Raw genomic sequence first — 26,516 nt, forward strand, 5'->3', positions numbered from 1 at the left:
AGAAAATGACGTGAATTGAAGCGGCTTTTTAAAAAGACATACATATAATAAAGATAATGAAAGCTACATAAAAAACAAAGGAAATCCTTTTGGTTTTTTTGATTGTAAAATTTATAATAATAATTATCCTTATATATGGACAAAAAGAAATTATTTGTTTAAACTTTACAAAGTGTTTGCATGTGTCATAAGGATAGTGATCAGATGATTTGTTTTTTTGTTTTTAATCTTAAAGTTTAAATATTCACATAATAAAGGAGGATATTATGAATCAGTTTATAAGATGGTTTCAAAATATGAAAGTAGCAAAAAAAATAATGATTTCATTTTTTATTATATTAATTGTTGCTATTTCAATTATTGGTGGGATATCATATCAAACTGCGAAGAAAAACTTTGAATCGCAAATTATGAATAGCGCAAATGAAAATATTCAAATATTAGACAATCTTATTAATCAAGTAATCGAAGAAAAATTTAATGATGTAAATAATTTTGCAAGAATCATGAAAAGTGACTTGTATGCAGGAGAAAATCATGATGAATTAAAGAAAATGTTATCTCAATATATATTGCTAAATCCGGAGGTTGAAGAGATATATATTGCAGGAAACGACAAGACGTTTGTACAGGAACCGGATGTACAAATGCCGGCAGACTATGATCCGACAACGCGGCCTTGGTATAAGGATGCAATCAGTAAAAATGGTGGCATAATTATAACCGAGCCATATAAAGCAAAGGGAAATGGTCATATTGTAGTAACAATCGCAAAACAAACGGATGATAAAAATGGCGTTGTTGCTTTAGATTTAAGTCTTGACAATTTATTGAAAACATCAAAATTAATTAATATCGGAAAAAAAGGATATGCTTTTATTTTAGATCGCAATCAAAAAATCATCGCTCATCCAGAGGAGAAATCAGGTGAAAAAGCTGCGGACTCTTGGGCAAAACGACTGTATCAAGAAAACCATGGTATGTTTACTTACTCTTATGGAAATAGTGACAAGAAAATGGTATTTGCTACAAATTTAAAAACGGGTTGGAAAATTGGTGGAATAATGTATAGCAGTGAAATCATTGAAGCGGCTCAACCTGTATTTTATAATGCGTTACTTATTATGGTAATTTCCTTACTTTTAGGAGGTACAATCATTTATTTTGTAACCCTTTCTATCACAAAACCTTTAAAAAGGTTAGTAACTACTGCACATGAAATTAGTGAGGGAGACTTAACACAAACGATTGAAATGTATTCGCAAGATGAAATTGGTCAACTGGCAAAAGCTTTTAATAACATGACACAATCATTGCGTACACTAATTAGTCGAATTAATACTTCAGCAGGACACGTTGCCGCAGCATCTGAAGAATTGACTGCAAGTGTCAGACAGGCTAGTGAGGCAACAGAACAGATTACGACGGCAATGGAGCAAGTTTCGACTGGGGCAAGAGAGCAAACGTCTAGCGTTGAAAACGGTGCGGTATTATTACATAATGTAACAGAAGGGATTCAGCATGTAGCAAATAGCTCATCGGCAATCGCCAACTCTTCTTCGTATACTCGTGAAAAAGCAGAGAATGGCGGGGAGTTAGTTGGAAAAACAGTAAATCAAATGAATTCGATAGTAAAATCTGTCTCTCAATCAGATGCTGTGATTCAATTATTAAATGATAAATCAAAACAAATTGGTGAAATATTAGAAGTGATACAAAATATTGCTGATCAAACAAATTTATTAGCGTTAAATGCGGCTATTGAAGCTGCGCGAGCTGGGGAGCATGGCAAGGGATTTGCCATTGTTGCAGATGAAGTAAGGAAACTTGCAGAGCAATCTAGCATGTCATCAAACGAAATTGGAAAGCTAGTAAGTGAAATACAAGAAGATATGAGCAAGACAGTCAAATCAATGAATCATGTCAATGAAGAAGTTCAGTTAGGTCTTGTAATTGCGAATGAGACAAAACAAAACTTTGCAGAAATATTGCATTCTACAAATGAAATTGCTAAGCAAATTGAAAGTATGGTAGAAACGGCAAATGAAATGTCAAAAGGCGCAAATGAAGTTTCGATTTCGGTTGGTGAAATTGCAAGGACAGCACAAAATAATGCAACAAGTACACAAAATATTGCTGCATCCACTGAAGAACAATTAGCTTCTATGGAAGAAATCGGATCGGCTGCTGGAACATTATCACAAATGGCTGAAGAATTACAAGTCTTAATTGAAAAATTTAAGATATAAATCGCAAGGAGACTGTCTTAAGGTAACTGAACCGTTACAAAGACAGCTCCTTTTTATTTATCCGCTATTTTAGGCAGCAATAGCCCGATTGGTGAGGGCTCATAATAAGAAAAGCCTTACGGATTAAAATTTCGCTTTATCGAACTCTCCATGTTAAGGCTGACAGTGAAATCAGAAAAATATCTATGAAAGTTTTGTTTTATTTGTCGAAAGATAAAGGGATTTGTTGTATGCTTGTATAAATATTATAAAGTAGACTACATATAAAGGAGAACATTATGGGAATGTATTGGGGAACGAAAAGACATTCTTGGCTTAGCTATGTTTCATTTTGGTTTAGTATTTCATTTTTTCTTATTTTTTTAGTTGAAGTGTTTATATTTCGAACACTTTTTAATAGTTCGAATAGTATAGCGAGAATTATGAAGTATTTTTATTTTATTGGCGTACCACTAAATATTATTCTTAGTATAAGATTGTTATTTAAGAAAAATGAAAAGAAAACGTTACCGATTATTAGTTTTATTGTTTCTTTATTGTTTGCAAGTTTGATTGCAGTATTAGCTTTAGCGGCGACAGGAAAAGTATTTTAGCAAAAAGCAGGAATGTGAACATTCCTGCTTTTTATATTGCTGTTTTATTTTAGTCAGATCTCTTACTTCCAGGCTGAGTGAATGTAGAGGAAGAGGATATTATTGCACATGAGAACAACGTTGCACAAAGCAAATGAATGCAGGAATAGAGTCGATATATGATACAATGAATATAGTAGATAGAAAGGGTATAATATAATACTCATGTTGTTTAGTAAGAGAGGGGTTATCTTATGCTATACGAGGATTTAGTTGGATTATTTCAAGTTGCTCCAATAGAAGAGAAAAAAGGTGGCTGGAAATATATAATTCAAGAACAAAATGGAAAATATTTAATTGGTAATGATATCGCAGTAGCACATATGAGTGTGGAATTATATTTTAATGAACATAATGAAATAAGACTGACTTTATATAAAGATGGAAATTCTATAGCGACAATGCAACGAATAGCAATCGTAAAAATAGAAATAGAAGAAGATAAAGATGCGATTCAATTTGTATTAGAGCGTATGCCAAGCCGTATGATTCGTCTGCAGTTGTACCCATATTTAGCGATAGAGATGGGGCCGTATTGGGAAGTGTGTGAAGATTGTGAATGAAAAGAAGTATCCGCCTGAGGATACTTCTTTCTATGTTTTTTGAAGTTGTTTACATGCAATAATTGGAAGTATTATGATGCTAACCCACCCGATAATGGGATACAAAATGTGTAGAAGTTCACTGTACCCAATGTAGCTGAAAGAGTAGCTAATTAGTAAAATAAAGTAGACAATATAATTGCTTTTCCATCCTGTGATCGATTGCATTTGTTTTGTCATTCCAAAGATATTACCGACTAAAGTCGTAAATACTTCACCAAAAATAATGAGAACGAAGAAAAAGTGGAAAGTTGCATTAAAGCGTCGGACAACTTCTGCCATTGGAATATTGTATTGATAAAACTGTTCAACAGATAAAATGGCTAAATGACTACATAATAGGATAAAGCAAAGTCCTGCTCCACCTAGAATTCCCCCCCATATAATTGCTTTGCGCTCTTTTACTTCACTTGCTAATGGTACGAGAACACTTTGGGCGAGTGAAAGGTTGAGAGCAACATATGTAATAGGGCTTGTAATCCATTTTATATTCCAATTTTCCGCAGGAACCGCGTTATAGATAGGTGTTGCACCATGGAGCAAAGTAGTGATAGCAAGTCCAATAATAAAAATCATCATAATTGGTACGACTAGAGTATTTACCTCAAAAACACCTTGTAGCCCGCGGCTGCCGATAATGAGGCAAGCGATTACTGTAATAAAAATACCAAGTTGTCTTGGGAGAAGAAGTTGTTCTTCAAATACGGCACCTGCACCTGATAGCATAACACTTGTAACTCCAAATAGTACAAGTAGCAATAATGTATTCACAACATTCCCAAATACATCCCCAAATAAGTATTTATTAAATTCTTGTGCAGAAAATGCACCAATTTGAGAAGAAAGTAACATCATTTTTGTCCCTAGCCAAATAAAGAAAAATCCGCTTATGCATATTCCAATTGTTCCATATATTCCATTGATGGTAAAAAACTCGACAATCTCCCTTCCAGTTGCAAAACCGGCTCCGACGACAGTTCCAATATAAGTAGCAGCAACCTTTTTTGCTACTTGCCATTGTTGATTATTCATGTCATCCCTCTTTCTACTATGATGAACGTATCTTATTACTATGCATATGTAAGTGCTCGGACAATTAGACATGCGAAGTGATAGAAAGAGTACATAAATTTTAGGCAATAAGACTCCTGCCTCAAAATTCAGAGAGGGGAACCTTGTTGCCTGTAACAACTTGATTGGTGAGGGCTCATAATCAGTGGGTGAAGAGAACCCGGTTGATGAAAATTATTAAAAATTTAGTACATATAAGCTTATGATTTGGAAGGAAAGGAAAAGTATGGTACAATAAAATAGGATTATTAAAAGAGAATAATTCTAAAATTGTAAGAGGAGTGGATTGGATGAGTACGAAAACAAATGTTGTTGAAGTATTGAACAAACAAGTAGCAAACTGGAATGTATTATATGTGAAACTTCATAATTATCACTGGTATGTGACAGGACCACACTTCTTTACATTACATGAGAAATTTGAAGAGTTTTATACAGAAGCTGCTACATATATTGATGAATTGGCAGAACGTATTTTAGCATTAGGCGGAAAACCGTTAGCAACAATGAAAGAATATTTAGAAACATCAACAGTTCATGAAGGAACAAGTAAAGAAGCGGCGGAAGAAATGGTACAAGTATTAGTAAATGATTTTTCTGCTATTATTCAAGAGTTAAAAGAAGGTATGGAAGTGGCAGAACAAGCTGGAGATGAAACATCTGCTGACATGTTATTAGCAATTCATACAACATTAGAACAGCATGTTTGGATGTTGAGTGCGTTCTTAAAATAAGATATAGTAATTAAATTATGATTTACCCTCACAAAAAAACCTATTGAAAAAATCGTTCAATAGGTTTTTTTTATTTTTCAGTTTTCTCTTTATGGTATAATATAGTAAAAAGGAGGCGATGCAATGTTTCGCTTTTTCAAAAGTGGAAAAGAGGAGAGGCCAATTACAAAAGACGAGCTAGAACAAGCGATGGCAAAGTTTTTAGAGACTAATACAAATATTGTGTACACAGTATTAGTTAATGATGACTATACAGTGAATTATGACTTATTAAAGCCTTATTTACAAGCTTTTCCAACAAATAAGTTTCTTATTACAAAGGAAACGCTAGAGGTGTTTGAACATACAGATGAAAATTTAGAACTTGTAAAAGAGATTGATCTTGTACAAAAAGCAGTAGATCAATATGTAACAGAGAAAGAAACATTCCCTATTGTAGAAGACAATGAAGATCGTCTTATATGTGGCATAAAATTAGCACCATATTTAAATCGTATATTAAAAAGGGATTTATATATATCAGAGAAACATTATTTAGTTTCTAGTAAACCGGATAAAAAGAAGATTGTGTAAGTTGAAAACAACAATATATACATTGTTGTCTTTTTTTGTTTTAGAACGTTTTTTTGCCCATTGTAAGCTTTTTTATGATAAAAAAGGGAAAAGAACATCACTTGAAATGATGTTCTCTGCTTTTAATGAGAAATTCCACGTTCATAATGATTCATTTCTACTAAGTTTAAAATGTAATCGTAGTTATCGATTTCCATTTTTATTTGATTTCGTTCTTCTTCTGTTAGTCTTACACTCGTAAGCTGTCTACATAATTGCTGTTTCTTTAGTTCTAATTGTTTTTTCGTTGCATGATAGTCGTAAGTACGTTTCATGTTTATCAATCCTTTCCTTACATTCCTATCCTACACCTTTATTATATGTAGAAATAAAAGGATTGAGAGCAATACGGTTTGTATTTTTTGTGAATCTTCTGATGTGTATCTACATTACATAGGAATAATTTAAAGAATTGTAATTGTATTTAAAATCAGAAAAGTCGTTGCTTACATTTAGAATAAATATTATTATATATAAAAAAATACTAAGGAGTAGTGAAAATGAATCCATTGTTACTTGATTTTCCCTCGGAATTTTATACAGATAGATTATTTATTCGAATGCCTAAACCTGGAGACGGGGCAGCGGTCTATGAAGCAATTCAAGCATCAATACAAGAGTTAAAATCTTGGATGGCTTTTGTGCAAAAAGAACAAACGAGAGAGGAAGTAGAAGCTAGTATAAGAAGGGCACATATTCAATTTTTACAGAGAGAAGATTTAAGATTGTTAGCCTTTTTAAGGGAGACTGGTGAATTTGTTGCTTCTACTGGATTGCACCGGATTAAGTGGGAAATACCACAGTTTGAAATTGGATATTGGATTGATACACGCTTTAGTGGGAAAGGCTATATGACCGAGGCAGTAAAAGGAATTATCGATTATGCTTTTTCTGAACTGAAAGCAAACAGGTTAGAAATTCGTTGTGACCCCACAAACCGGAAAAGTAGAGCGATACCTGAAAAGCTAGGCTTTAAATTAGAAGGAATTTTAGAAAATAGTAGTGTAGCAGTAGATGGAAATGGATTAAGGGATACATGTGTGTTTGCGATGATAAAAAATAGATATGAAAAAGAAAAGTGATAGAGTCACAGAGCTTCTTTTATTTATAGGAAAATGAAATCTGCTGAACATCGTGTTGAAAAATTGGTCTAATGATTTTCATCTATCCTAAATAGGAAAAACCGAAAATAATTGCCCATAAAAATGCAAGACGAGCATTGGACAACCAAATTTCGAATCATTTCCATGAGTAATCATTCTTTTGTTTGTTCAAAATCTTATCGCCTTATGATATAGATTGTAGCATAAAAGCGGGATATAGTATGCTACTCTGTATATAAGGATTTTATATACAATATATATTTTTTCTGTATAGTATAATGTATAGAGAGATAGTTATAAGGAGATGCCAACAGATGTACGAAATAATTCCAGTAACAATTTTAACTGGTTTTCTTGGTTCCGGGAAAACGACATTGCTAAATAGAATCCTGTCAGAAGACCACGGAAAAAAATTAGCGGTTATTGTAAATGAAATAGGACAAATTGGCATTGATAATCAATTGGTTATGAATGTTGAAGAAGAAATTATGGAAATGACAAATGGTTGTTTATGTTGCACAGTTCGTGAAGATTTGCTTGTCGCATTAAAACAACTATTAGATGTAAAAGCAGAAGGGAAAATGGATTTTGATGGTTTAGTGATTGAAACAACGGGGCTTGCAAATCCAGGTCCTATTATTCAAACGTTCTTTTTAGACCCAGTCATTCAATCATCGTATAAAGTTGATGGTGTTGTGACAGTGATCGATAGTTATCATATTCATAAACATTTTGAAAAAGGACTGGAAGCAAAAGAACAAATTGCCTTTGCAGATGTTGTATTAGTGAATAAATTAGATTTAATTGGAGAAGTAGAAAAAGAAGCGCTTCTTATTGAATTACAAGGGATGAATCCAACAGCAAAATTAATCCCAACGACAAATTGTGAAGTGGATATTTCAGCTTTACTCGAAATTCAAACGTTTAAAACGCGTGATACATTAGAAATTTATCCTCATACAGAGCACCATCATTTAGAAGGGGTAAAATCATTTGTATTACGTGAAAAACAGCCCCTTGATTTACAAAAGTTAAACGAATGGATGTCAGCTGTTGTTCAGGAACTCGGGGAGTATTTATATCGTTATAAAGGAATTTTGTCTATTGATGGGGTAGATCGACGAATTGTATTCCAAGGTGTACATACTCTATTTGCTGCGTCCTATGATCGAGAATGGCAAGAAGGAGAAAAACGAATAAGCGAAGTTGTTTTCATCGGAAAAGACATTAATAAAGAGTGGTTTCAGGAACATTTTAAAGAATGTATCAAATAAGCCTGCAGATTTTTTGCAGGTTTATTTTTTTATGGAAATTATACTCGGTTGTAAGAACGAGAAATATAGGGGGAAGAAAGTAGAAATCAATAAAAAACAGCCTATTTTCATAGGCTGAATCTCTTATGTAACAGTAATTCCATCACAACACCTACAACAGGTCCGCTGTCATCGATATCACCAGTTAATCGAAAGCCGAATGATTCATATAGTTTCATTGCTACTTTATTGTCTGGATGAAGACTTAAATACACTTTTTCACATTGAAATTTTTCTTGCAAATAAGGAATGAGTAAGTGAAGAAAACGTTTGGCATATCCCTGTCCTTGGAAATGGTAATCAATCATGAAGCGATCTAGCCATACGCTATTATTTTCTTTAGAATACCAGCCATACATGGCGTACCCGACAAGCGTTTCTCCATCATATAAGCCTATTGACGTTCCGTTTCCTTCATATAATGATTCTGCTAAAGAAAACGCATTGCTTTCAATAAATTGTTGTTGCTCACTTGCTACATGTAAAGCAGCGACGGAACGCCAATTACTTGCTGTTACTTCACAAATGTGAAGATTCATAGTTCCAACTCACTTTCTGAATGATATCTTTTATAGTATGGATAATTGTACTTGTTATTTTATGTAAGTCAAGCTGTATCGCCCATGAAAAGGCAGCTGAATTATCAGCTGCCTTTGAAAAAATTAATTTGTAGCTTCTTTTAAAACATTCACGTTCTCTTCCATTAACGTAAAGTAGTCTTTATTTTTCTTTACGTCATCTTCAGATATTGTAGCAAGATGATTTAAACGCAAAATTTTTGTACCAGTCTCTTTTTGAATTACTTCAGCAACTTTTGGAGTAGAAAATGTTTCAAATAAAATATATTTTAAACCATGCTCTTTTGCTGTTTTTGTAATCGCAGCTAATTCTTTTTGCGATGGTTCCTCCGAAGATGAGATGCCAGCGATTGGAATTTGTTTTAAGCCGTAACGATGTTCCCAGTATCCATATGCTGCATGAGAAACTAAAATTTCTTTTGTTTTTGCATTGGTAACTACAGATTTAAAATGATCGTCTAAATCAGTAAATTTTGTTTGTAGGGCTGCAAAGTTCTTTTCAAATTCTTTTTTATGTTCAGGTTGTAGTTTTACAAGTGCATCTTTAATTTTTTCTGCCTGTTTCATCGCAAGAATCGGGTCTAACCAAACGTGTGGATCTTGATCATGATGATGACCATGTTCTTTATGGTCGCTTTCTTGTTCATGATGCTCATCTTCAGATGAAGCGTGCAAATCAATACCTTGGGATGCATTTACAGTTTGTACGTTTTCCTGCTTCAATGTTTTTTCCATCTTTTCCGCAAATGGTTCTAAACCAGCACCGTTATATACAAATAAGTCTGCTTTTGCAATTTGAACAGTTTGCTTTTGGCTAGGCTCATATGTATGAGAATCAGCACCTGGTGGATAAATGGTTTCGACATTTACATAATCACCACCAATTTTTTTAGTAAAATCGGCAAGTGGAAAAATAGTTGTATACACAGAAAGTTTATCACCTTTTTTTGCAACACTATTATTTTTAGTGGAACAGCCAGCAAAGATTAATGCGAAAACTAGTAGAAATGAAAATAAGGTTAATCTTTTATTCATGTAATTCTCCTCTTTTCGTTTTTTTTTACAAGATTATTCTTTCCCAATAAATGAAGAAAATCATTTATTGTTGTAAAACGGAATAATTACGTTTTAAGTTGCGAACTTAGTATAATACATTCTTAGAAAAGTTGCAATAAATAATAATGATTACGATTTGTTTTTTGTTATAAATTTGTAAAAAAGAACAGTATTAAATTTTAGGGAACGTGCATATGTGACAACATTGTTTTCATATATTGAGGGAGAGAAAGAAAAAGGGGATGAGCGATTGAGTTACACGGCATTGGCAATTTTATTTATATTGGCAGTCGTAGTACCGTTAGTTTGGGTGTTAATTTTTTTAAAGGCAGTTATTCATAATTTAGGTGATTCTACATTGGTAACAAAGTTGCCAGCGGAAGTAGAAAAAGAAAAAGAGCAGGACGTTTAAATAACTCATTGTTTCGTACTTATGATAAAATATTAAAGAGGAAACTCCTATATAGCGAAGTTTTTTATGGGTAGCAGACTCTCTCCAAAGCTTTTGTTAAAATTGTGAGGCGGGAGTCTTACTGCTTACAAATAGCTGGATAAACTAGGAGATATGCTTTCCGCTTAAGCGGAATAAAAGTAGATAAAGAGGTATAAATGTAAATGAATAAACGAACAGCATTGGTACTCGGCGCAAGCGGTTTAGTTGGACAAGAAGTAACACAGCTATTGCTTGATTCTGATTACTATGATTCGGTTACTATTTTTGTGAGAAAACCGCTGCAACTAAAGCATGAAAAATTACAACAAAAACAAGTGGATTTTTCGATCTTGGAAGAGTATAAAGAGTTTTTTGCTGTTGATGATGTATTTTGCTGCTTAGGAACAACGATTAAGAAAGCAAGAACGAAAGCTAATTTTAAAAAGGTAGACTATGAGTATACATTGCGTGCAGCTTGTTTGTCTGAAAAACAAGGCGTACAAAATTTTCTTGTTATTTCTTCTATGAGTGCAAACTCAAAGTCCGTTTTTTTCTATTTACAAGTAAAAGGGAAAATGGAAGAAGAATTGCAAAAATTAGGAATCGAAGGTATTCATATTTTTAGGCCATCGTTATTATTAGGAGAGCGAAAAGAATTTCGTTTTGGTGAAAGAATGGCAGGGAAAATCTTTGGCCTGTTACCATTCATATTTAAAGGTACGTTAAAAAAGTATAAACCCATTTCTGCCGAACAAGTTGCTAGAGGCATGTATCTTGCAGCGCTTCATGAAGAGGCAGTTATTCATATTTATAATTCAACAGAAATTACCGTAATGAAATAAATGAAACTTTCTATTAGTGGGAGCGTATTGTCCATAAAGAGAGGATAAAAAACGAGAAGAACAGAGTCTTCTCGTTTTTTATTTGGATGTATTTGCAATTTTACCAGGAGCACGGCTGTATTGGTGAGGATCTTTTAGTTCAAAGCCAAGTTCATTCGCAGCTGTTCTCGGAAAATAGGGATTGCGCAGTAATTCACGACCAACAAAAATTAAATCGGCTTCGCTATTTACTAAAATTTGTTCCGCTTGTACACCGCTTGTAATAAGACCAACTGCTCCGGTTGCGATTTGAGCATGTTCTTTTAAATGTTTCGCATATTTGACTTGGTAGCCAGGATAAACATCGATATGAGCAGGAACGACTGCACCAGAACTGCAATCAATCAGGTCTACGCCTTGCTCTTTCATCCATTTTGCAAATTGAACATAGTCATTTACTGTCAGTCCTTCAGGATGATAATCATCCGCGGAAATACGAACGAATAAAGGCCCTTCCCAAACTTCTTTTACAGCATGAATGATTTCGCGTAAAAAACGATAGCGATTTTCTGCCGTTCCTCCATATTCATCTGTTCGTTTATTGGATAGTGGAGAAAGAAATTCGTTAATGAGATAACCATGTGCACCATGTAATTCAATTACATCAAACCCAGCTTGTTTTGAGCGGATTGCTGCCTTCTGAAAGGCTGTGATTGTATCTTGAATTTGCTCCTTACTCATTGCGACTGGAACTTTCATTTTATCGTTAAAAGGGATAGCTGAAGGAGCAACTGGATCTGTATGTAGTTCGGCTTTTCGTCCAGCGTGAGCTAATTGAATAGCAGCTTTTGAATCATGTTCTTTGATAAATGATACGGTTTTCTGTAATCCTTCAATATGTTCATCATTCCAAATGCCTAAATCTTTATTTGAAATGCGTCCTTCGGCGGCAACAGCTGTTGCTTCAAGCATGACAAGTCCGACTTGGCCCATCGCTCTTGTTCCGTAATGGATGAGGTGAAAATTCGTTACCTTGCCATCTTCATTTTCAGATGAGTACATACACATTGGTGACATGACAATACGATTTTTTAATGTAACATTTTGAATCGTAAATGGTGAGAAAAGTTGCGTATTCACATTTATTCCTCCTTGCAGTCGTTTTCATCATTGTATCATTATCATCTTGATTTCCATAATAAAACGCTTATTGAAAAAGAACGGAAAGGGGTTCTTCACTGCTTAAAGTTGTAGTTTGTGTTACAATTACAAATATGAAATATACTGGGGGATAGAATATGTATCGAGCTTATTATAAAAGTGAAGTAGGATTACTTGAAGTTACAGCAAATGAAAAAGGGATTACATCTATTCTATTTGTTGAAGAACAAGGGGAAGAGAACCCAAATGTTGTTGTTGAGCAGTGTATTGCAGAATTAGATGAATATTTTAATCAGAAGAGAACAGTGTTTTCTGTTCCACTATCAGCAGAGGGAACAGCATTTCAAAAAAAGGTTTGGGAAGCTCTTTATACCATTCCATACGGAACGAGCGCTTCATATTTAGATATTGCAAAAAAAATTGGGAACCAAAAAGCTGTGCGAGCAATAGGTGGAGCGAATAGTCGAAATCCAATTTCAATCATTGTTCCTTGTCATCGTATAATTGGAAAAAGTGGAAAGCTTGTTGGTTATACAGGCGGATTATGGAGGAAAGAATGGTTATTAAAGCATGAGGGGATTTTGAAATAAAAATAGACCCTCTATGAAAAAAAGTCGTGGAGTGAACGGAGGAGAAATCTTCTATTTACTATATCTGTAAGTTAATGAATAGGGTAAAGTCATGGAAAGAGGGATCGTTTTGCAGTGTATAAATTGTGGAAATCCTTGTGCTGATAATCGGTGGAATTGTAATGATTGTCAGCGAATATTGCATAATGAATCAAACGGGGGAATTTCTCCACTTGAAACAGCTATCGAACAATTTGTTGGAGTGCATTATCCATATTATAGAAAGAAATGGGATAAAGAGGATAAAAGAATTGCAAGATGGAGTTGGAACGGCTGGGCAGCTATTTTTAATGTTGGATGGTTTGGGTATCGTAAGTATTATTTGCCAGCCTTTTTATTTGTAATTTCGTTAGTAGCATGCGATGCGTTTTCTTACTATATGGGTTTTAATGTAGCACTTCCTATTATTAATATAGCTCCGCTTACATTTTTACTCCTCATTTTAATGATGATAGGAGTGGGGCTCTTTGCAAATGGACTATATTATCGATTTGCTGAGAGAAAAATATATCGAATAAGGGCGAAAGAAATTAAAGATAAAGCAATCGAAAGTTATTTGATTCGTGATAGTGGCGGAACAAGCAAAATAGGAGCAGCAATTGTTACTGTTTTAACGGCTACTAGTATACTTTTAAGTCATTTTTTCTTTCCGACTGATCAAGATGTGATCCGAAAGGTGCGAACAAGTTCGCTTTATGAGTACCCATTCTTTACGATTGGTGAATCGTTTGACTTGTATTTTCAACAATCACAATGGGATTATTATCGGGGAACTGATGGTTTAGAGTTGGTTGAATTTCATGGATATACCCGAGATATGCCAAGAAGAAAAGTTATGATTCAGTTCGTTGTTGATTATCAATTGCATGAGATTGAACCGTATTCTCTTTCGATAAATGGACAGCCGCAAGGAGAAAAAGAATTTTTAAAAATGATGGAAGATGTATTTCAAATTCAAAATTCATTTGAGTTAGATGATGAATTGCAATGGGATGATTCGAAAAAGATACTGTAAAAAGCGTATGGGAATATTGTTTTCCGTGCGTTTTTTTTTTTTTTTTTTGATTATTCAAACAAATTATTTTAAAAAATCAGAATCTTTTGTATAATACAATCATACATGCTTTATTGTATACATACAGAGTGGGGGGAAGGATCGATGAAGAAAAAAGTTTCAACACTTGCTGTATTTATGTTATCAACTAGTATGTTTGTTGGAGGATGTGGAAATGGGGAGAAGGTATCAACAACAAAGAAGGAATCAAGTAAAGGAATAGCTGATAAACAAGTGCTCAACTTATTAGAAACGGCAGAAATTCCTTCGATGGATACATCGAAATCAACAGATTCTGTGTCGTTTCGGGTATTTGTAAATGCAATGGAAGGCTTATATCGATTAGATAAAGATAATAAACCGACTCCAGGTATGGCTAAAGATGTAAAGATTAGTGAAGATAAGAAGACATATACATTTGAACTACGCGATGCAAAATGGTCTAATGGAGAACCAGTTCGTGCTCAAGATTTTGTATATGCTTGGCAGCGTGCGCTTGATAAAGCAACGGCTGCTGAATATGCTTTTATTTTATTTGATGTGAAAAATGCACAAAAAGTAAATCAAGGGGAACTCCCGCTTGATCAACTTGGGGTCAAAGCAAAAGATGATAAAACATTAGTAGTTGAATTAGAGCAACCCGCACCATATTTTCTTGAACTGACTTCGTTCCCAACCTTTTTCCCTTTAAATGAGAAGTTTGTAAAGGAACAAGGCGATAAGTACGCATTAGAAGCGAATAACATTTTGTATAATGGACCATTTACATTGTCACAATGGAAACATGAACAAAGTTATCAATTAAAGAAAAACCCGAATTATTGGGATAAAGATACCGTGAAGTTAGAGGAAATTAACGTAAGTGTTGTAAAAGAAACGAGCACGAGTGTAAACCTATATGACAGTGATCAAGCAGATCGCGTTATTTTAAGCTCTGAATTTGTGGATAAATATAAAAAAAATAAACCAGATGAGTTTAAGACGAAATTAGACCCACGTATGTATTTCTTACGATTTAACCAACAAAATCCCACGTTTAAAAATCAAAAGGTTCGAGAAGCGATTGACTTAGCATATGATAAAAAAGGAATTGCAAATGTTATTTTAAATGATGGTTCTTTACCCGCGTATTTCTTAGTACCAGAAAAGTTCACAACAGGACCTGATGGAAAGGATTTCCGTACTGTGAATAAAAATTTCCGCGATAAAAAAGATAACGTAGAAAAAGCAAAAAAATTATGGGCGGAAGCGAAGAAAGAACTCGGTCAAGAGACAATAACTGTAGAACTGTTAAATGATGATAACGGTAGCCGTAAGAAAGTTGGGGACTTTATTAAAGAGGAACTAGAGAAAAATTTACCAGGGTTAAAAGTAAATTTAAAACAACAGCCATATAAGCAAAAGTTAGATTTAGAGAAGAAATTACAATATGAATTTTCACTTTCAGCTTGGAGCCCAGATTATCCAGATCCAATGACATATTTAGATATGTTTATAACAGGAAGTTCATTTAACGAAATGGCTTATTCGAATCCGGAATATGATGAGCTTATAGCGAAATCAAAAGGTGAACTTTTGAAAGATGATGCTGCCCGCTGGAAGGCGCTTGCTGAGGCTGAGGAAATATTAATTGGTAAAGATGCTGCCATTTCACCATCGTATCAACAAAGTACAGCATATTTAGAAAAGCCATATGTAAAAGGGATTGCTAATCATACTTTTGGTGGTGATTTTAGTTATAAATGGGCATATATAACGAAAAAGTAGTAAAATGAAAGATGGGTGAATTTTCACTCATCTTTTTGCACTAGGAGGAATCATGTTGATCAAAGGAATCAATCATATTTGTTTTTCTGTTTCGAATTTGGAGACATCCATTGCATTTTATGAAAAAGTATTAGAAGGAGAATTATTAGTTAAGGGAAGAAAGCTTGCCTATTTTCGTATATGTGGAACTTGGGTAGCACTGAATGAAGAGACTGATATTCCTAGAAAGGAAATCCATCAATCTTATACACATATTGCTTTTTCTATCGAGAAAGAAGATTTTGAGCGATTATTACAGCGATTAAAAGAAAATGATGTTCATATTTTACAAGGAAGAAAACGAGATGTAAGAGATTGTAAATCTATTTATTTTACTGATCCAGATGGACATAAGTTTGAATGTCATACAGGTACATTAGAAGAGCGGTTACAATACTATAAGGAAGCGAAACCACATATGACATTTTATTAGAAGGAAAAAGGGCCGCTATCCGCGGCCTTTTCTTATTTTTCGTGCTCATCACAATGATCTTGATGACGTTTTCGATACCACCAATAATCATATTTTTTCTTTTTTTGATTCGAGTTTTTGTCGTGATAGTCATCCTGATGATGGCCGTGATTGTTTGGATAGAACACACATTTTTTACAGTAGCATCGTTTTGTCCAATAATGTTTTTTCTCATAACGAACGCATTTTGTAACAAACGTGCATTTCTTTACGCGTGTACGCTTTGTAACGAATTTGCAATCTTTAACGCGTGTACATTTTGTAACAAATGTCCATTTTTGTACGCGGACACGAGTGCGTTTTGTAACAAATGTACAGTGTTTGACGCGTGTGCATTTCGAGACAAATGTACAATGTTTAACGTGCGTACATTTTGTACGAGGACAACGACATTTTTTACGGCATTGATGACCACGAGAATGCTTGTCACACTTTTGGCTCGAATGGTCATCATATTCAAAAGTAGACGGATCTTGGTGTAAAAAGTCCTCCATACCCGCACTTTTGATTTCTTCGACAGCTTTTCTTATATCCCTTTTCATAGAAAGCCCTCCTTAGTATAGTGTAAATATATTTGTATTTTCTTACCAGTAATCATAATATGAGAGGGAGATATTTCGTGAATGAGACAAGAGTGTAAATTTTAGAAAAATAGATAGATAGCGGATGTAGGGACAAAACAATTAGCATACATTGAATGAAGAGAAATGAGAAGAGGGGGAAAAAGAATGTTGCCTTCTTACGATTTTTTTATTCATCCAATGTATTTGGTAGAGCTAAAGAAGGATATTTGGTCAGATAGTCCTGTCCCGGCAAAATTAACGTATGGTAAGAGAAAATATGATATTGATATTGTTTACCGTGGGGCACATATTCGTGAATTTGAGAAGAAATCGTATCATGTGATGTTTTATAAGCCAAAGCACTTTCATGGGGTAAAAGAATTTCATTTGAATTCTGAGTTCAAAGATCCATCTCTTATTCGAAACAAGTTGTCACTGGATTTTTTTGATGAGATAGGAGTACTTTCCCCAAAATCACAACATGTGTTTGTGAAAATAAACGGTCAAGTGCAAGGAGTATATTTACAATTAGAATCAGTTGATGAAAACTTTTTGAAGAGCAGAGGATTACCAAGTGGATCTATTTTTTATGCGGTTGATGATGATGCGAATTTTTCTTTAATAAGTGAACGAAATCAGGATGTGAAAACAGAACTTTTTTCAGGATACGAATTTAAGTGTGCGAATGAAAATAGTGAAGAGCAACTTAGCGAATTTGTTTATCAAGCAAATGTGATTCCTCGTGAAAAATATGAAAAGGAAATTGTAAAATATCTTCATGTTGAAAAGTATTTGCGGTGGCTGGCAGGTGTAATTTTCACTCAAAATTTTGATGGATTTGTGCATAACTACGCATTGTATCATAATGATGAAACAAACTTATTTGAAGTCATACCGTGGGATTATGATGCAACTTGGGGGCGAGATGTAGAAGGAAGACCCCTTAATCACGAGTATATTCGCATTCAAGGATATAATACATTAAGTGCAAGACTTTTGGATATACCAGCTTTTCGTAAACAATATCGAAGTATTTTAGAAGAGATTTTAGAAGAAAAATTTACAGTTTCTTTTATGAGACCAAAAGTAGAAGAATTGTGTAAATCGATTCGTCCCTTTATGATGCAAGATCCGTATATGAAAGAAAAGATAGAAACATTTGATCAAGAAGCTGAGATGATTTTTCAGTATATCATAAATCGAAGGCAATATATATATGAGCATCTTCATGAATTGGGATGATAAAAAAAGAGATTGAGCTCACTATCAATCTCCTTTTTGTTCTATAATGGAAATAGGGCTTCGTGAAATATAGCATAAGAAAAGTGTTGAAATGATCAAAGATGAAATAAGAAGCAGGTGATATGAAAATGGAAGGGAAATGGGTGGAATGGGTCAAACAAATACAGGCTATTGCCCAAGCTGGATTAACGTATTCAAAAGATGTATATGATATTGAACGATTTCAACAATTGCGTGATTTATCCATCTCAATCATGTCCCATTATACAGAGACAGATTGGGAAGTGGTCAAAACGTTATTTGCAAGTGAGACGGGATATCAAACGCCAAAAGTAGATATTCGAGCTGTCGTATTTCAAGATGAGAAGTTATTATTTGTAAAGGAAAAAAGTGATGGGAAATGGGCGTTACCAGGCGGTTGGGCAGATATTGGCTACACACCAACAGAAGTCGCTGCAAAGGAAGTTTATGAAGAAACTGGATATGAAGTGGATCATTTTAGGTTATTAGCAATATTAGATAAGGAGAAACATCATTCATCGCCATCGGCAACACACATATATAAGATATTTATTGGCTGTGAAATTGTTGGAGGCAAAAAGCAAACGAGCATAGAAACAGAAGATGTGCAGTTTTTTGGAGAGAATGAAATGCCGGAATTATCTGTTGCTAGAAATACAGAATGGCAAATTAAAGAAATGTTTACATTTATGAAAGATAAGCATAAAGAACCAATGCTAGATTGAATAAAGAGATGAGAAAGAATGGTTTGATGTGGTCTATTGCTGCATTATGATGCATACATTCAAAAGAGAATCATGAATATATTGGCATGAACAAATCTTTGTGGGATAATAGGAAGGTATGTGAACAGAAAAGGAGATAGGTAAGGACATGTTAGCGAATTTAATAGAGCAATTATTGCAATTTTTCGCAAGTCTAGGATATTTTGGTGTTGCCCTAGGATTGATGATTGAGATTATCCCAAGTGAGATTGTTCTTTCGTATGCTGGTTTTTTAGTTGCGCAGGAGAAGATTAGTTTTGTAGGTGCGGTAATTGCAGGTACAATTGGTGGGACATTAGCACAAATCTTTTTATATTGGTTAGGGTATTACGGAGGTCGTCCAGTAGTTGAAAAGTATGGAAAATATTTGCTGATTAATAAGCATCATTTAGATATAGCTGAAAATTGGTTTAAGCGCTACGGCGCTGGTGTCATTTTCTCTGCTAGATTTATACCAGTAGTACGCCATGCGATTTCTATTCCGGCAGGGTTAGCTAAAATGCCGTTAAAACTTTTTACTCTTTATACAGTTGTAGCGATTATACCTTGGTCTATTTTCTTTATTTATTTAGGGGAAAAGCTCGGAGGAAATTGGCGTCATATAAAAGAATACGCCGCTGATTATACGCATTATATCATTATTGGAGCAGTATTGTTTATTGCTATATATTTTGGATTGAAAGTTTTAAAAAAGAGAAAAACAGTTCGTTAAAGCCAGTGGTTTCATTGGCTTTTTTATATTGTTGTTCTAAAGGGAAGAAGTTGTCCATAATGTGTAATAATAAAGCGTAGCGGGGGAATGAAATGAAAGGATCACCGTTTGTACGTGGAACAGTATTTTTAACGTCGGCAACAATGATATCAAAAATGCTAGGTTTCATATATGTAATTCCGTTTACAGCTATGGTAGGAACGAGTGGATATGTACTTTACACCTATGCATATCGACCGTATACGATTATGTTAAGTATCGCAACAATGGGGTTGCCTCTTGCTGTTTCAAAAATGGTTTCAAAATATGATCAGTTAAATGATTACCATACGGTTAAAAGAGTTCTGAAAAGTGGAGTCATCTTTATGATACTTATGGGAATGATTTCGTTTCTATTATTATTTATGTTAGCGCCACACCTTGCCGAAATTGTAATTGATGGAAATGATCAAACTGGAAATAGCATAAGTGCTGTTACGTATAACATTCAAATCGTAAGTTTTGCTTTATTCATTGTACCTGTGATGAGTTTGCTACGCGGTTTTTTTCAAGGGTTTCAATCTATGGGCCCTTCAGCGGCAAGTGTTGTGATTGAGCAAATATTTCGCGTTTTAACAATTTTAATAGGAAGTTTTGTTGTTTTGCATATATGTAAAGCATCTATTTCGTTAGCGGTTGGTGTTTCAACTTTTGGAGCGTTTATGGGAGCGGTAGCTGGATTAAGTGTTTTAAGTGCTTATTATATGAGAAGGCGAAAGTATTTGAAGAAAAAAGAAGTAACCAGTGTTCCAAAAACAACAAAATCTTTTTTCTCATTATATAAAGAACTTTTTACTTATTCGATTCCATTTGTTGTAGTCAGTTTAGCAATTCCGCTCTACCAGACGATTGATACATTTACGATTAATAAGCTATTAATACAAGTTGGATATGGACAGGGAGAGGCTGAGAAGATTAATGCAATCATCGGTCTCGTGCAAATGGTTGTACTAATTCCAGTTTCTGTTGCGACAGCCTTTAGCATGTCTCTTGTTCCGGAAATGACAAAAGCTTATACAGCAGGTAATACACAACGATTGTATAAACATTTTACAAAAACAAATGTATTAGTAGTTGGCATAACCTTTCCAGCAGCAATTGGAATGATGGTGTTAGCAAAACCAGTGTACACGTTTTTATTTGGAGTGGGGAATGATCCTTATATGGGAAGTAGTATTTTACAGTACTATGCACCCGCATGTATTTTATTTTCATTATTTACAGTGACTGCCGCAATGCTTCAAGGAATCAATCAACAGCAAAAAACAGTGCTAGGTTTGTTGATTGGAGTTGCTGTGAAAGTTAGTCTAAACATTATGTTGTTGCCATACTTAGATTATGTCAGCTTTATTATTGCAACATATGCTGGATACACGATTTCAGTTTTATTTAACTTGTGGATGCTTTCTAAATATGTTATAAAGGCAACATAAGCTTTCTGAGGGGCAGGGTCAACTCTGTCTTTTTCTATTTGAAAAGATTTGTGGGAAAGCGTTTCGAAATAATTTTTCTATTGAAATTTCAACATTTGTTTCATATGCTGAACATGGTGGTTTAAAAACTGTTATTTAAGTGAGGTAGATTCCCACATGTACATGTAAAAAGAATCGGGGTGATAGTATGTTAAATATTTATTTAACAGACCGAAACGGAAAATTACAAGAAATTGACGAAATTCAAAAAGGTTGTTGGATTAATGTACTTCATCCAACAGAAGAGGAAATTCAATTTCTCGTACAAACATTGAATGTAGAATTAGACTTTATTAAAGACCCTTTGGATGACGAAGAACGTTCGCGTATTGAAAAAGAAGATGACAATGCACTGATTATTGTCGATATCCCTACCGTAAGGCATGATGAAGAAGGGAATTCAATATATGATACAATCCCAATTGGTATGATTGTTATGCCAGAATGTTTTGTTACCATTTGTTTAGAAGAAAATCCGATTTTTGAGCGTTTTATTAATCAGCGTATTAAAGAATTTTATACGTTTAAAAAGACGCGGTTTGCACTGCAACTTTTATATACGATTTCAACGTATTATTTAAGATACTTAAAGCAAATTAATCGGAAAACAGTCGACTTAGAACATCAATTAAATAAGTCGATGAAAAATAAAGAAATTTTCACCTTATTAGGCCTTGAGAAAAGTTTAGTATATTTCACAACATCTTTAAAAGCAAATAAAATTGTAATTCAAAAATTAATGCGCAATAATACGTTTATTAAGATGTATGAAGATGATCAAGATTTGTTAGAAGATGTATTAATTGAGAATAAACAGGCTATTGAAATGGCTGAAATATATAGCAATATTTTGAGCGGAATGATGAATACGTTTAGTTCCGTTATTTCAAATAACTTGAACAGTGTGATGAAATTATTAACTTCTATTACAATTATTTTATCTTTGCCAACCATGGTTTCAAGTTTTTTTGGAATGAATGTAGCAATTCCGCTTGAAAATAATCCGCATGGTTTTCTAGTTGTTATGATTATTTGTGCGGTACTATCTTGCAGTTTAGCCTTTATTTTTTGGAAGAAACGTTATTTTTAATAATCAAGAAAGCTGTTCTAGCTTAGTATGAAAATGAAGCTAGAACAGCTTTTTTCGCTATTATCGTGTCTTAGCTGTCTATGTAAAAATATATAATTTTATAAAATTCGAAATTTCATAAGGGTTGCTCGATTTATGAATAAGGTTTAAAATTACATATTGTTAATGAAAAAGTGGAGGAAATACATCATGGAATTGTTTCAATTACCAAAAGCATTCCTGCAAATGAATACGATTTTTATCTCAATCTTAATTGAAGCACTACCATTTGTGCTAATTGGTGTATTTATTTCAGGACTTATTCAAATGTTTGTGACAGAGGACATGGTAGCAAAATGGATGCCGAAAAACCGATTTTTATCAGTCCTTTTAGCGACTTTTCTTGGCATGATGTTTCCAGGGTGTGAATGCGGAATTGTTCCCATTGTAAGACGTTTAATTGGAAAAGGTGTTCCCCCATATGCTGGAATTGCATTTATGTTAACAGGACCGATTATTAACCCAGTCGTATTATTTGCAACATACGTTGCATTTGGAAGTAATATGAAAATGGTATGGTATCGTTCCATTGTAGCAATTGTAGTAGCAATTATTGTTGGGCTTATACTGTCATTTATGTTTAAAAACCATCAGCTACGTGATAATCATTTTCCGGAAATCAATCATAAGCGCCCTTTACGTAAGAAAATGTGGGATGTATGTACACATGCTGTTGAAGAATTTTTCTCAATGGGAAAATATTTAGTCATTGGGGCGCTCATTGCTGCTGCAGTTCAAACGTTTGTACAAACATCAACGTTACTAGCGATTGGACAAGGGCCATTTTCTTCATCAGCTGTTATGATGGGGTTAGCGTATATTTTGTCGCTTTGTTCAGAAGCTGATGCTTTTATTGCATCTTCGTTCCAAAGTACATTTTCAACAGCATCACTTGTCGCGTTCCTCGTTTATGGACCGATGGTAGATATTAAAAATATGTTTATGATGCTTGCGACATTTAAAACAAAATTTGTAATTGTTGTGATAGCTACAGTTACATTTGTCGTTTATGCAAGCTCACTACTCATTTATGCGATGGGGTGGTAGTTTATGTTTCGAGCGTATATTTTGCTTGGATTTACAATTTTAATTGCGCAGCTTCATATTTCAGGGAATATAACAAAGTATATTAATATGAAGTACGCGTATTTATCTACAACAGCAGCTATTATTTTTGGTTTTTTAACATTTGTGCAAATTGTGGTTACGTTTCAAAAAGAACATCAGAAAGAAAAACAACAGCATGATTGTAGTTGTAATCATAGTCACTGCGGACATGATCATTCGAAAGATGAAAATACATGGTGGAAACGAATATTTTCATATACATTATTTTGTTTTCCTATTATTTCAGGCCTCTTTTTTCCGATTGCAACATTAGATTCAGATATTGTGAAAACGAAAGGATTTCATTTTCCTGTTGTACAAGCTGATAGTACAGATCCATTTATGAGAAGGCAATTTTTAAGACCTGATACGAGCATTTACTATGGAAAAGAAGGATATCGTGGTGTAATGGAGAAAGGGAAAAAAGAATATGTTACAAAAAAACATATTACTTTAAAGGATGAGGATTTCTTAAAAGGAATGGAGACAATTTATAATTATCCGGGTGAATTTACAGATAAGACCCTTTCATTTAAAGGATTTGTGTTCCGTGATGATTCTTCAACGAAAGAACAATATTTCTTATTCCGATTTGGGATTATTCATTGTGTTGCTGATTCCGGTGTATATGGTATGTTGGTTAAAAAGCCAGAAGGAGTAGAATGGAAAAATGATGACTGGATTCAAGTTGAGGGAACCATTTCAACTGAATTTTATCAACCATTCCGTGCGAATATTCCAGTATTAGAAGTAACGAAGTGGAATAAAGTGGAACAGCCCAAGGAGCAATATGTATTTAGAGGAGCCGATTGATAACAATCGGTTCTTTTTAATAGACATAAAGTTCTAAAAATTGTTAATATATAATATGTAATTCACCTAGTTTAATATCTGTCATATTAGAGAAAATAGAAAGATTACTATTTTTATGTAAAACAATGATTAAAGAGGTGAAGGAAATGGGAGAAGTTAAGGGAAAAACAGTGAATGAATCAAGAGTTTTTAAAACGAGTCGGGTATTTCCAACGGATTTAAATGACCATAATACGTTGTTCGGAGGTAAAATATTAGCTGAAATGGATATGATTGCATCCATTTCGGCAACAAGGCATTCAAGGAAGGAATGTGTAACAGCATCAATGGATTGGGTAGATTTTTTACATCCAGTCCGTTCTACAGATTGTGTAAGTTATGAATCATTCGTTATTTGGACAGGGCGCACCTCGATGGAAGTGTTTGTGAAAGTCGTAGCGGAAGATTTAATTTCAGGTAATCAGCGTATCGCGGCAACATCATTTGTTACATTTGTTGCACTTGGAAAAGAGAATAAGCCGGTTCCTGTCCCTCGCGTGATTCCAGAAACAGAGGCGGAGAAAAAACTGTATGAAATTGCTGTTTTACGTGCAAATCAGCGCTATATTCACAAAGCTGAGAGTAAAAAAATTGCGACATTGTTAAATTTGTAATACATATATGTGCAAAATGAAAAGCGGACACCTATTTTAGGGGTCCGCTTTTATAGTTTTTTCATCTGCGTATCGTGAGGTGCTCATTAGCAGAAACAAGCAGCGCCGACGATAATTAAGAGGATAAATAATACGACTAGTAACGCAAAGCCATTACCACATGCAAAACCCATTGTTACTTCCTCCTTTATTTTAAGGTACAACATACAATATGTCATTTTTTGGTTATTTGACAGGGACATATATCATATAGGAAAAGATTTTTTTGTTGTATGTTAATGAGTGGAAAAAGGAAAGATATAAGCAGGAAAGTGTATTCCGCTCTTTTAGGTAAGTGAGACTCCCGCCTCAATATTCAGAAAGAAGCAAGGAAGATAGGTGGGAGCTCGCCTGCCTGTAACAGCCCGATTGGTGAGAGCTCATAATCACCCATGATCAAAGTTTCACTTTATGAAGAAAGGACTTTATCCGTGAAGCACTTTATATTTTTTATATTATGTCTCATAGGTGCATGGATGAATATCGATGTAGAAATGGGGAAAAAAATGATTACTGAACATAAAATATCAAACATACGTTACGGTAATTTCCAAGTGTATACAGATGGAAATGATTTATATGACAAATTATTTGATGATATAGAGCATGCGGAAAAGTATGTATATATTCATTTTTATATTGTGGGCAAAGATAAAATAAGTCAAAAATTTTTACATCTGTTAGAGAGAAAAGCCGAAAGCGGTGTAGATGTGAAGCTATCAGTAGATCGTATTGGTGGCTATAAAATGAAGAAAAAAACAATCGAACTTTTACGAAAAAAAGGGGTCAAATTTACTTTTAGTAAAAGGCCTACATTTAAACATTTCTTTTTCACCCTCCATCAACGAAATCATCGACGTATTGTTGCGATTGATGGAAAGGTAGCCTATATTGGAGGATTTAATATAGGAAAGGAATATCTCGGTCAAAATCCTAAGTTTGGAAAATGGCGTGATTATCAGATGCGTATTGAAGGAGATGGGGCAGTTGATATGGAGAAACAGTTTGCAAAAGACTGGCAAGCTGATACTGGGGAAGGGCTTTCTTTATATAAAGGACCGAAAATAGAAAATAACGTACCATATCAATATGTATTTTCAGATGGAAAAGGGTTGTGGAATGAATATGGTACATTTATTGGACGGGCTAAGAAATCATTAGTAATTGCAACCCCGTATTTTATTCCGAGTAAGGAAATGATGAAAGGATTACAAGAAGCATTAAATCGAGGAGTAAGAGTGAAGATTCTCGTTCCTTTAAAAAGTGATGCTCTTTTTCTTAAACAAGCTGCCTATCCATATTTAAAGAAGATATTTGATGATGGGGCAGAAATTTATCAGTATCAAAATGGCTTTTTTCATGGGAAAGTGACAATTGTTGATGAAATGAGTGTTGATGTCGGGACAGCTAACTTTGATAATCGAAGTTTTTATCTGAATACGGAGTCGGAATGTTTTATATATGATAAAGCTGTTGTTGATCAAGTAAAGAGGAAACTTGATGAAGACTTTCATAGCTCAAAACGTCTCCATGAGAAGGATTTCGAGAAAATTAGTAGTTGGGATTGGTTGATAGCAAGAATAGCGAATGTTTTTGCCCCATATTTATAAGTGTATAAAGAAAGTGAAGGGAGCGA

General features: G+C 34.1%; 29 protein-coding genes and 1 pseudogene. 23 read left to right on the plus strand and 7 right to left on the minus strand.

Annotation, left to right across the window (positions count from 1 at the left end):
* Positions 1 to 410: 410 nt before the first annotated feature.
* The 4 genes and pseudogenes from MR059_RS22150 to MR059_RS02455 form a co-directional block, all read left to right on the plus strand.
* A pseudogene (locus tag MR059_RS22150) lies at positions 411 to 1,307 on the plus strand (HAMP domain-containing protein); the annotation flags it as partial.
* Between the two features lie 123 nt (positions 1,308 to 1,430).
* Positions 1,431 to 2,249 carry a methyl-accepting chemotaxis protein gene (locus MR059_RS22155; RefSeq protein ID WP_373367229.1) on the plus strand — a complete coding sequence of 273 codons (819 nt, stop codon included), beginning with the start codon at positions 1,431 to 1,433 and terminating at the stop codon, positions 2,247 to 2,249.
* Between the two features lie 278 nt (positions 2,250 to 2,527).
* Positions 2,528 to 2,842 (plus strand): hypothetical protein, encoded by a 315-nt coding sequence (locus MR059_RS02450; RefSeq protein ID WP_012094004.1) that lies wholly within the window; start codon positions 2,528 to 2,530, stop codon positions 2,840 to 2,842.
* A 233-nt stretch (positions 2,843 to 3,075) separates the two neighbouring features.
* The gene (locus MR059_RS02455) at positions 3,076 to 3,444 is read left to right on the plus strand and encodes a DUF3979 family protein (RefSeq protein ID WP_087094817.1); all 369 of its coding nucleotides are present in this window, start codon (positions 3,076 to 3,078) and stop codon (positions 3,442 to 3,444) included.
* Between the two features lie 30 nt (positions 3,445 to 3,474).
* On the opposite strand, the gene MR059_RS02460 is transcribed toward MR059_RS02455, so the two are convergent.
* Positions 3,475 to 4,515, minus strand: a complete 1,041-nt coding sequence (locus MR059_RS02460) for a YkvI family membrane protein (RefSeq protein WP_048722806.1) — start codon at positions 4,513 to 4,515, stop codon at positions 3,475 to 3,477.
* A 329-nt stretch (positions 4,516 to 4,844) separates the two neighbouring features.
* On the opposite strand from MR059_RS02460, the gene MR059_RS02465 reads away from it, so the two are divergent.
* Positions 4,845 to 5,288, plus strand: coding sequence for a Dps family protein (locus MR059_RS02465; RefSeq protein ID WP_012094007.1), 444 nt, complete (start codon positions 4,845 to 4,847; stop codon positions 5,286 to 5,288).
* 123 nt (positions 5,289 to 5,411) lie between these two features.
* Positions 5,412 to 5,861: a DUF3939 domain-containing protein gene (locus MR059_RS02470; RefSeq protein ID WP_012094008.1), complete on the plus strand. Its 450-nt coding sequence runs from the start codon at positions 5,412 to 5,414 to the stop codon at positions 5,859 to 5,861.
* 122 nt (positions 5,862 to 5,983) lie between these two features.
* On the opposite strand, the gene MR059_RS02475 is transcribed toward MR059_RS02470, so the two are convergent.
* Entirely contained in the window at positions 5,984 to 6,175 is a 192-nt protein-coding gene (locus MR059_RS02475) for a DUF3896 family protein (protein WP_012094009.1), read from the minus strand.
* A 225-nt stretch (positions 6,176 to 6,400) separates the two neighbouring features.
* Between MR059_RS02475 and MR059_RS02480 the strand changes: the two genes are divergently transcribed.
* Both MR059_RS02480 and MR059_RS02485 read left to right on the plus strand, forming a co-directional pair.
* Positions 6,401 to 6,982, plus strand: a complete 582-nt coding sequence (locus MR059_RS02480) for a GNAT family N-acetyltransferase (RefSeq protein ID WP_012094010.1) — start codon at positions 6,401 to 6,403, stop codon at positions 6,980 to 6,982.
* A gap of 344 nt (positions 6,983 to 7,326) precedes the next feature.
* Positions 7,327 to 8,277: a CobW family GTP-binding protein gene (locus tag MR059_RS02485; RefSeq protein WP_041810333.1), complete on the plus strand. Its 951-nt coding sequence runs from the start codon at positions 7,327 to 7,329 to the stop codon at positions 8,275 to 8,277.
* Positions 8,278 to 8,384: 107 nt separating this feature from the next.
* Here MR059_RS02485 and MR059_RS02490 read toward each other — a convergent pair whose 3' ends face one another.
* Complete coding sequence (locus MR059_RS02490; RefSeq protein ID WP_012094012.1) at positions 8,385 to 8,855, minus strand: GNAT family N-acetyltransferase; 471 nt, start codon at positions 8,853 to 8,855, stop codon at positions 8,385 to 8,387.
* Between the two features lie 123 nt (positions 8,856 to 8,978).
* Positions 8,979 to 9,929 carry a metal ABC transporter substrate-binding protein gene (locus MR059_RS02495; protein WP_012094013.1) on the minus strand — a complete coding sequence of 317 codons (951 nt, stop codon included), beginning with the start codon at positions 9,927 to 9,929 and terminating at the stop codon, positions 8,979 to 8,981.
* Positions 9,930 to 10,146: 217 nt separating this feature from the next.
* On the opposite strand from MR059_RS02495, the gene MR059_RS02500 reads away from it, so the two are divergent.
* Together MR059_RS02500 and MR059_RS02505 are read left to right on the plus strand one after the other, a co-directional pair.
* Positions 10,147 to 10,362 carry a hypothetical protein gene (locus MR059_RS02500; protein ID WP_012094014.1) on the plus strand — a complete coding sequence of 72 codons (216 nt, stop codon included), beginning with the start codon at positions 10,147 to 10,149 and terminating at the stop codon, positions 10,360 to 10,362.
* A gap of 203 nt (positions 10,363 to 10,565) precedes the next feature.
* Positions 10,566 to 11,225, plus strand: a complete 660-nt coding sequence (locus MR059_RS02505) for an oxidoreductase (protein ID WP_012094015.1) — start codon at positions 10,566 to 10,568, stop codon at positions 11,223 to 11,225.
* Positions 11,226 to 11,303: 78 nt separating this feature from the next.
* On the opposite strand, the gene namA is transcribed toward MR059_RS02505, so the two are convergent.
* The gene (gene namA, locus MR059_RS02510; protein ID WP_012094016.1) at positions 11,304 to 12,344 is read right to left on the minus strand and encodes an NADPH dehydrogenase NamA; all 1,041 of its coding nucleotides are present in this window, start codon (positions 12,342 to 12,344) and stop codon (positions 11,304 to 11,306) included.
* A gap of 158 nt (positions 12,345 to 12,502) precedes the next feature.
* On the opposite strand from namA, the gene MR059_RS02515 reads away from it, so the two are divergent.
* The 4 genes from MR059_RS02515 to fosB all read left to right on the plus strand — a co-directional run bounded on the left by MR059_RS02515 (position 12,503) and on the right by fosB (position 16,287).
* The gene (locus tag MR059_RS02515; protein ID WP_012094017.1) at positions 12,503 to 12,955 is read left to right on the plus strand and encodes a methylated-DNA--[protein]-cysteine S-methyltransferase; all 453 of its coding nucleotides are present in this window, start codon (positions 12,503 to 12,505) and stop codon (positions 12,953 to 12,955) included.
* Positions 12,956 to 13,046: 91 nt separating this feature from the next.
* Positions 13,047 to 14,009, plus strand: coding sequence for a DUF2628 domain-containing protein (locus MR059_RS02520; RefSeq protein ID WP_012094018.1), 963 nt, complete (start codon positions 13,047 to 13,049; stop codon positions 14,007 to 14,009).
* A gap of 144 nt (positions 14,010 to 14,153) precedes the next feature.
* The gene (locus tag MR059_RS02525; protein ID WP_012094019.1) at positions 14,154 to 15,815 is read left to right on the plus strand and encodes a peptide ABC transporter substrate-binding protein; all 1,662 of its coding nucleotides are present in this window, start codon (positions 14,154 to 14,156) and stop codon (positions 15,813 to 15,815) included.
* A 55-nt stretch (positions 15,816 to 15,870) separates the two neighbouring features.
* Positions 15,871 to 16,287, plus strand: a complete 417-nt coding sequence (fosB, locus tag MR059_RS02530) for a FosB/FosD family fosfomycin resistance bacillithiol transferase (protein WP_041809648.1) — start codon at positions 15,871 to 15,873, stop codon at positions 16,285 to 16,287.
* Positions 16,288 to 16,319: 32 nt separating this feature from the next.
* Here fosB and exsB read toward each other — a convergent pair whose 3' ends face one another.
* Positions 16,320 to 16,868: an exosporium protein ExsB gene (gene exsB, locus MR059_RS02535; protein ID WP_012094021.1), complete on the minus strand. Its 549-nt coding sequence runs from the start codon at positions 16,866 to 16,868 to the stop codon at positions 16,320 to 16,322.
* A 186-nt stretch (positions 16,869 to 17,054) separates the two neighbouring features.
* Here exsB and cotH point away from each other — a divergent pair, with 186 nt between their 5' ends.
* The 8 genes from cotH (at position 17,055) to MR059_RS02575 (ending at position 24,841) form a co-directional block, all read left to right on the plus strand.
* Positions 17,055 to 18,131, plus strand: a complete 1,077-nt coding sequence (gene cotH / locus MR059_RS02540) for a spore coat protein CotH (RefSeq protein WP_012094022.1) — start codon at positions 17,055 to 17,057, stop codon at positions 18,129 to 18,131.
* A 128-nt stretch (positions 18,132 to 18,259) separates the two neighbouring features.
* On the plus strand, positions 18,260 to 18,877 hold the full coding sequence (locus tag MR059_RS02545; RefSeq protein ID WP_012094023.1) for an NUDIX hydrolase: 618 nt from the start codon (positions 18,260 to 18,262) through the stop codon (positions 18,875 to 18,877).
* Positions 18,878 to 19,025: 148 nt separating this feature from the next.
* The gene (gene uptA, locus MR059_RS02550) at positions 19,026 to 19,628 is read left to right on the plus strand and encodes an undecaprenyl phosphate transporter UptA (protein ID WP_048722816.1); all 603 of its coding nucleotides are present in this window, start codon (positions 19,026 to 19,028) and stop codon (positions 19,626 to 19,628) included.
* A gap of 92 nt (positions 19,629 to 19,720) precedes the next feature.
* Entirely contained in the window at positions 19,721 to 21,100 is a 1,380-nt protein-coding gene (locus tag MR059_RS02555; RefSeq protein ID WP_087094819.1) for a putative polysaccharide biosynthesis protein, read from the plus strand.
* A gap of 187 nt (positions 21,101 to 21,287) precedes the next feature.
* A complete protein-coding gene (locus MR059_RS02560) occupies positions 21,288 to 22,229 on the plus strand; it encodes a magnesium transporter CorA family protein (RefSeq protein WP_012094026.1) in 942 nt (313 codons plus the stop codon).
* 189 nt (positions 22,230 to 22,418) lie between these two features.
* On the plus strand, positions 22,419 to 23,315 hold the full coding sequence (locus MR059_RS02565; RefSeq protein WP_242161488.1) for a permease: 897 nt from the start codon (positions 22,419 to 22,421) through the stop codon (positions 23,313 to 23,315).
* 3 nt (positions 23,316 to 23,318) lie between these two features.
* Complete coding sequence (locus MR059_RS02570; RefSeq protein ID WP_012094028.1) at positions 23,319 to 24,188, plus strand: TIGR03943 family putative permease subunit; 870 nt, start codon at positions 23,319 to 23,321, stop codon at positions 24,186 to 24,188.
* 146 nt (positions 24,189 to 24,334) lie between these two features.
* Complete coding sequence (locus MR059_RS02575; RefSeq protein WP_012094029.1) at positions 24,335 to 24,841, plus strand: acyl-CoA thioesterase; 507 nt, start codon at positions 24,335 to 24,337, stop codon at positions 24,839 to 24,841.
* A gap of 86 nt (positions 24,842 to 24,927) precedes the next feature.
* Here MR059_RS02575 and MR059_RS02580 read toward each other — a convergent pair whose 3' ends face one another.
* On the minus strand, positions 24,928 to 25,014 hold the full coding sequence (locus tag MR059_RS02580; protein ID WP_081428364.1) for a YjcZ family sporulation protein: 87 nt from the start codon (positions 25,012 to 25,014) through the stop codon (positions 24,928 to 24,930).
* A gap of 297 nt (positions 25,015 to 25,311) precedes the next feature.
* Between MR059_RS02580 and cls the strand changes: the two genes are divergently transcribed.
* On the plus strand, positions 25,312 to 26,490 hold the full coding sequence (gene cls, locus MR059_RS02585) for a cardiolipin synthase (protein ID WP_242161490.1): 1,179 nt from the start codon (positions 25,312 to 25,314) through the stop codon (positions 26,488 to 26,490).
* Positions 26,491 to 26,516 lie beyond the last annotated feature (26 nt).

The sequence above is a fragment of the Bacillus cereus group sp. BfR-BA-01522 genome (assembly GCF_022662635.1).
Lineage (GTDB): Bacteria > Bacillota > Bacilli > Bacillales > Bacillaceae_G > Bacillus_A > Bacillus_A cytotoxicus.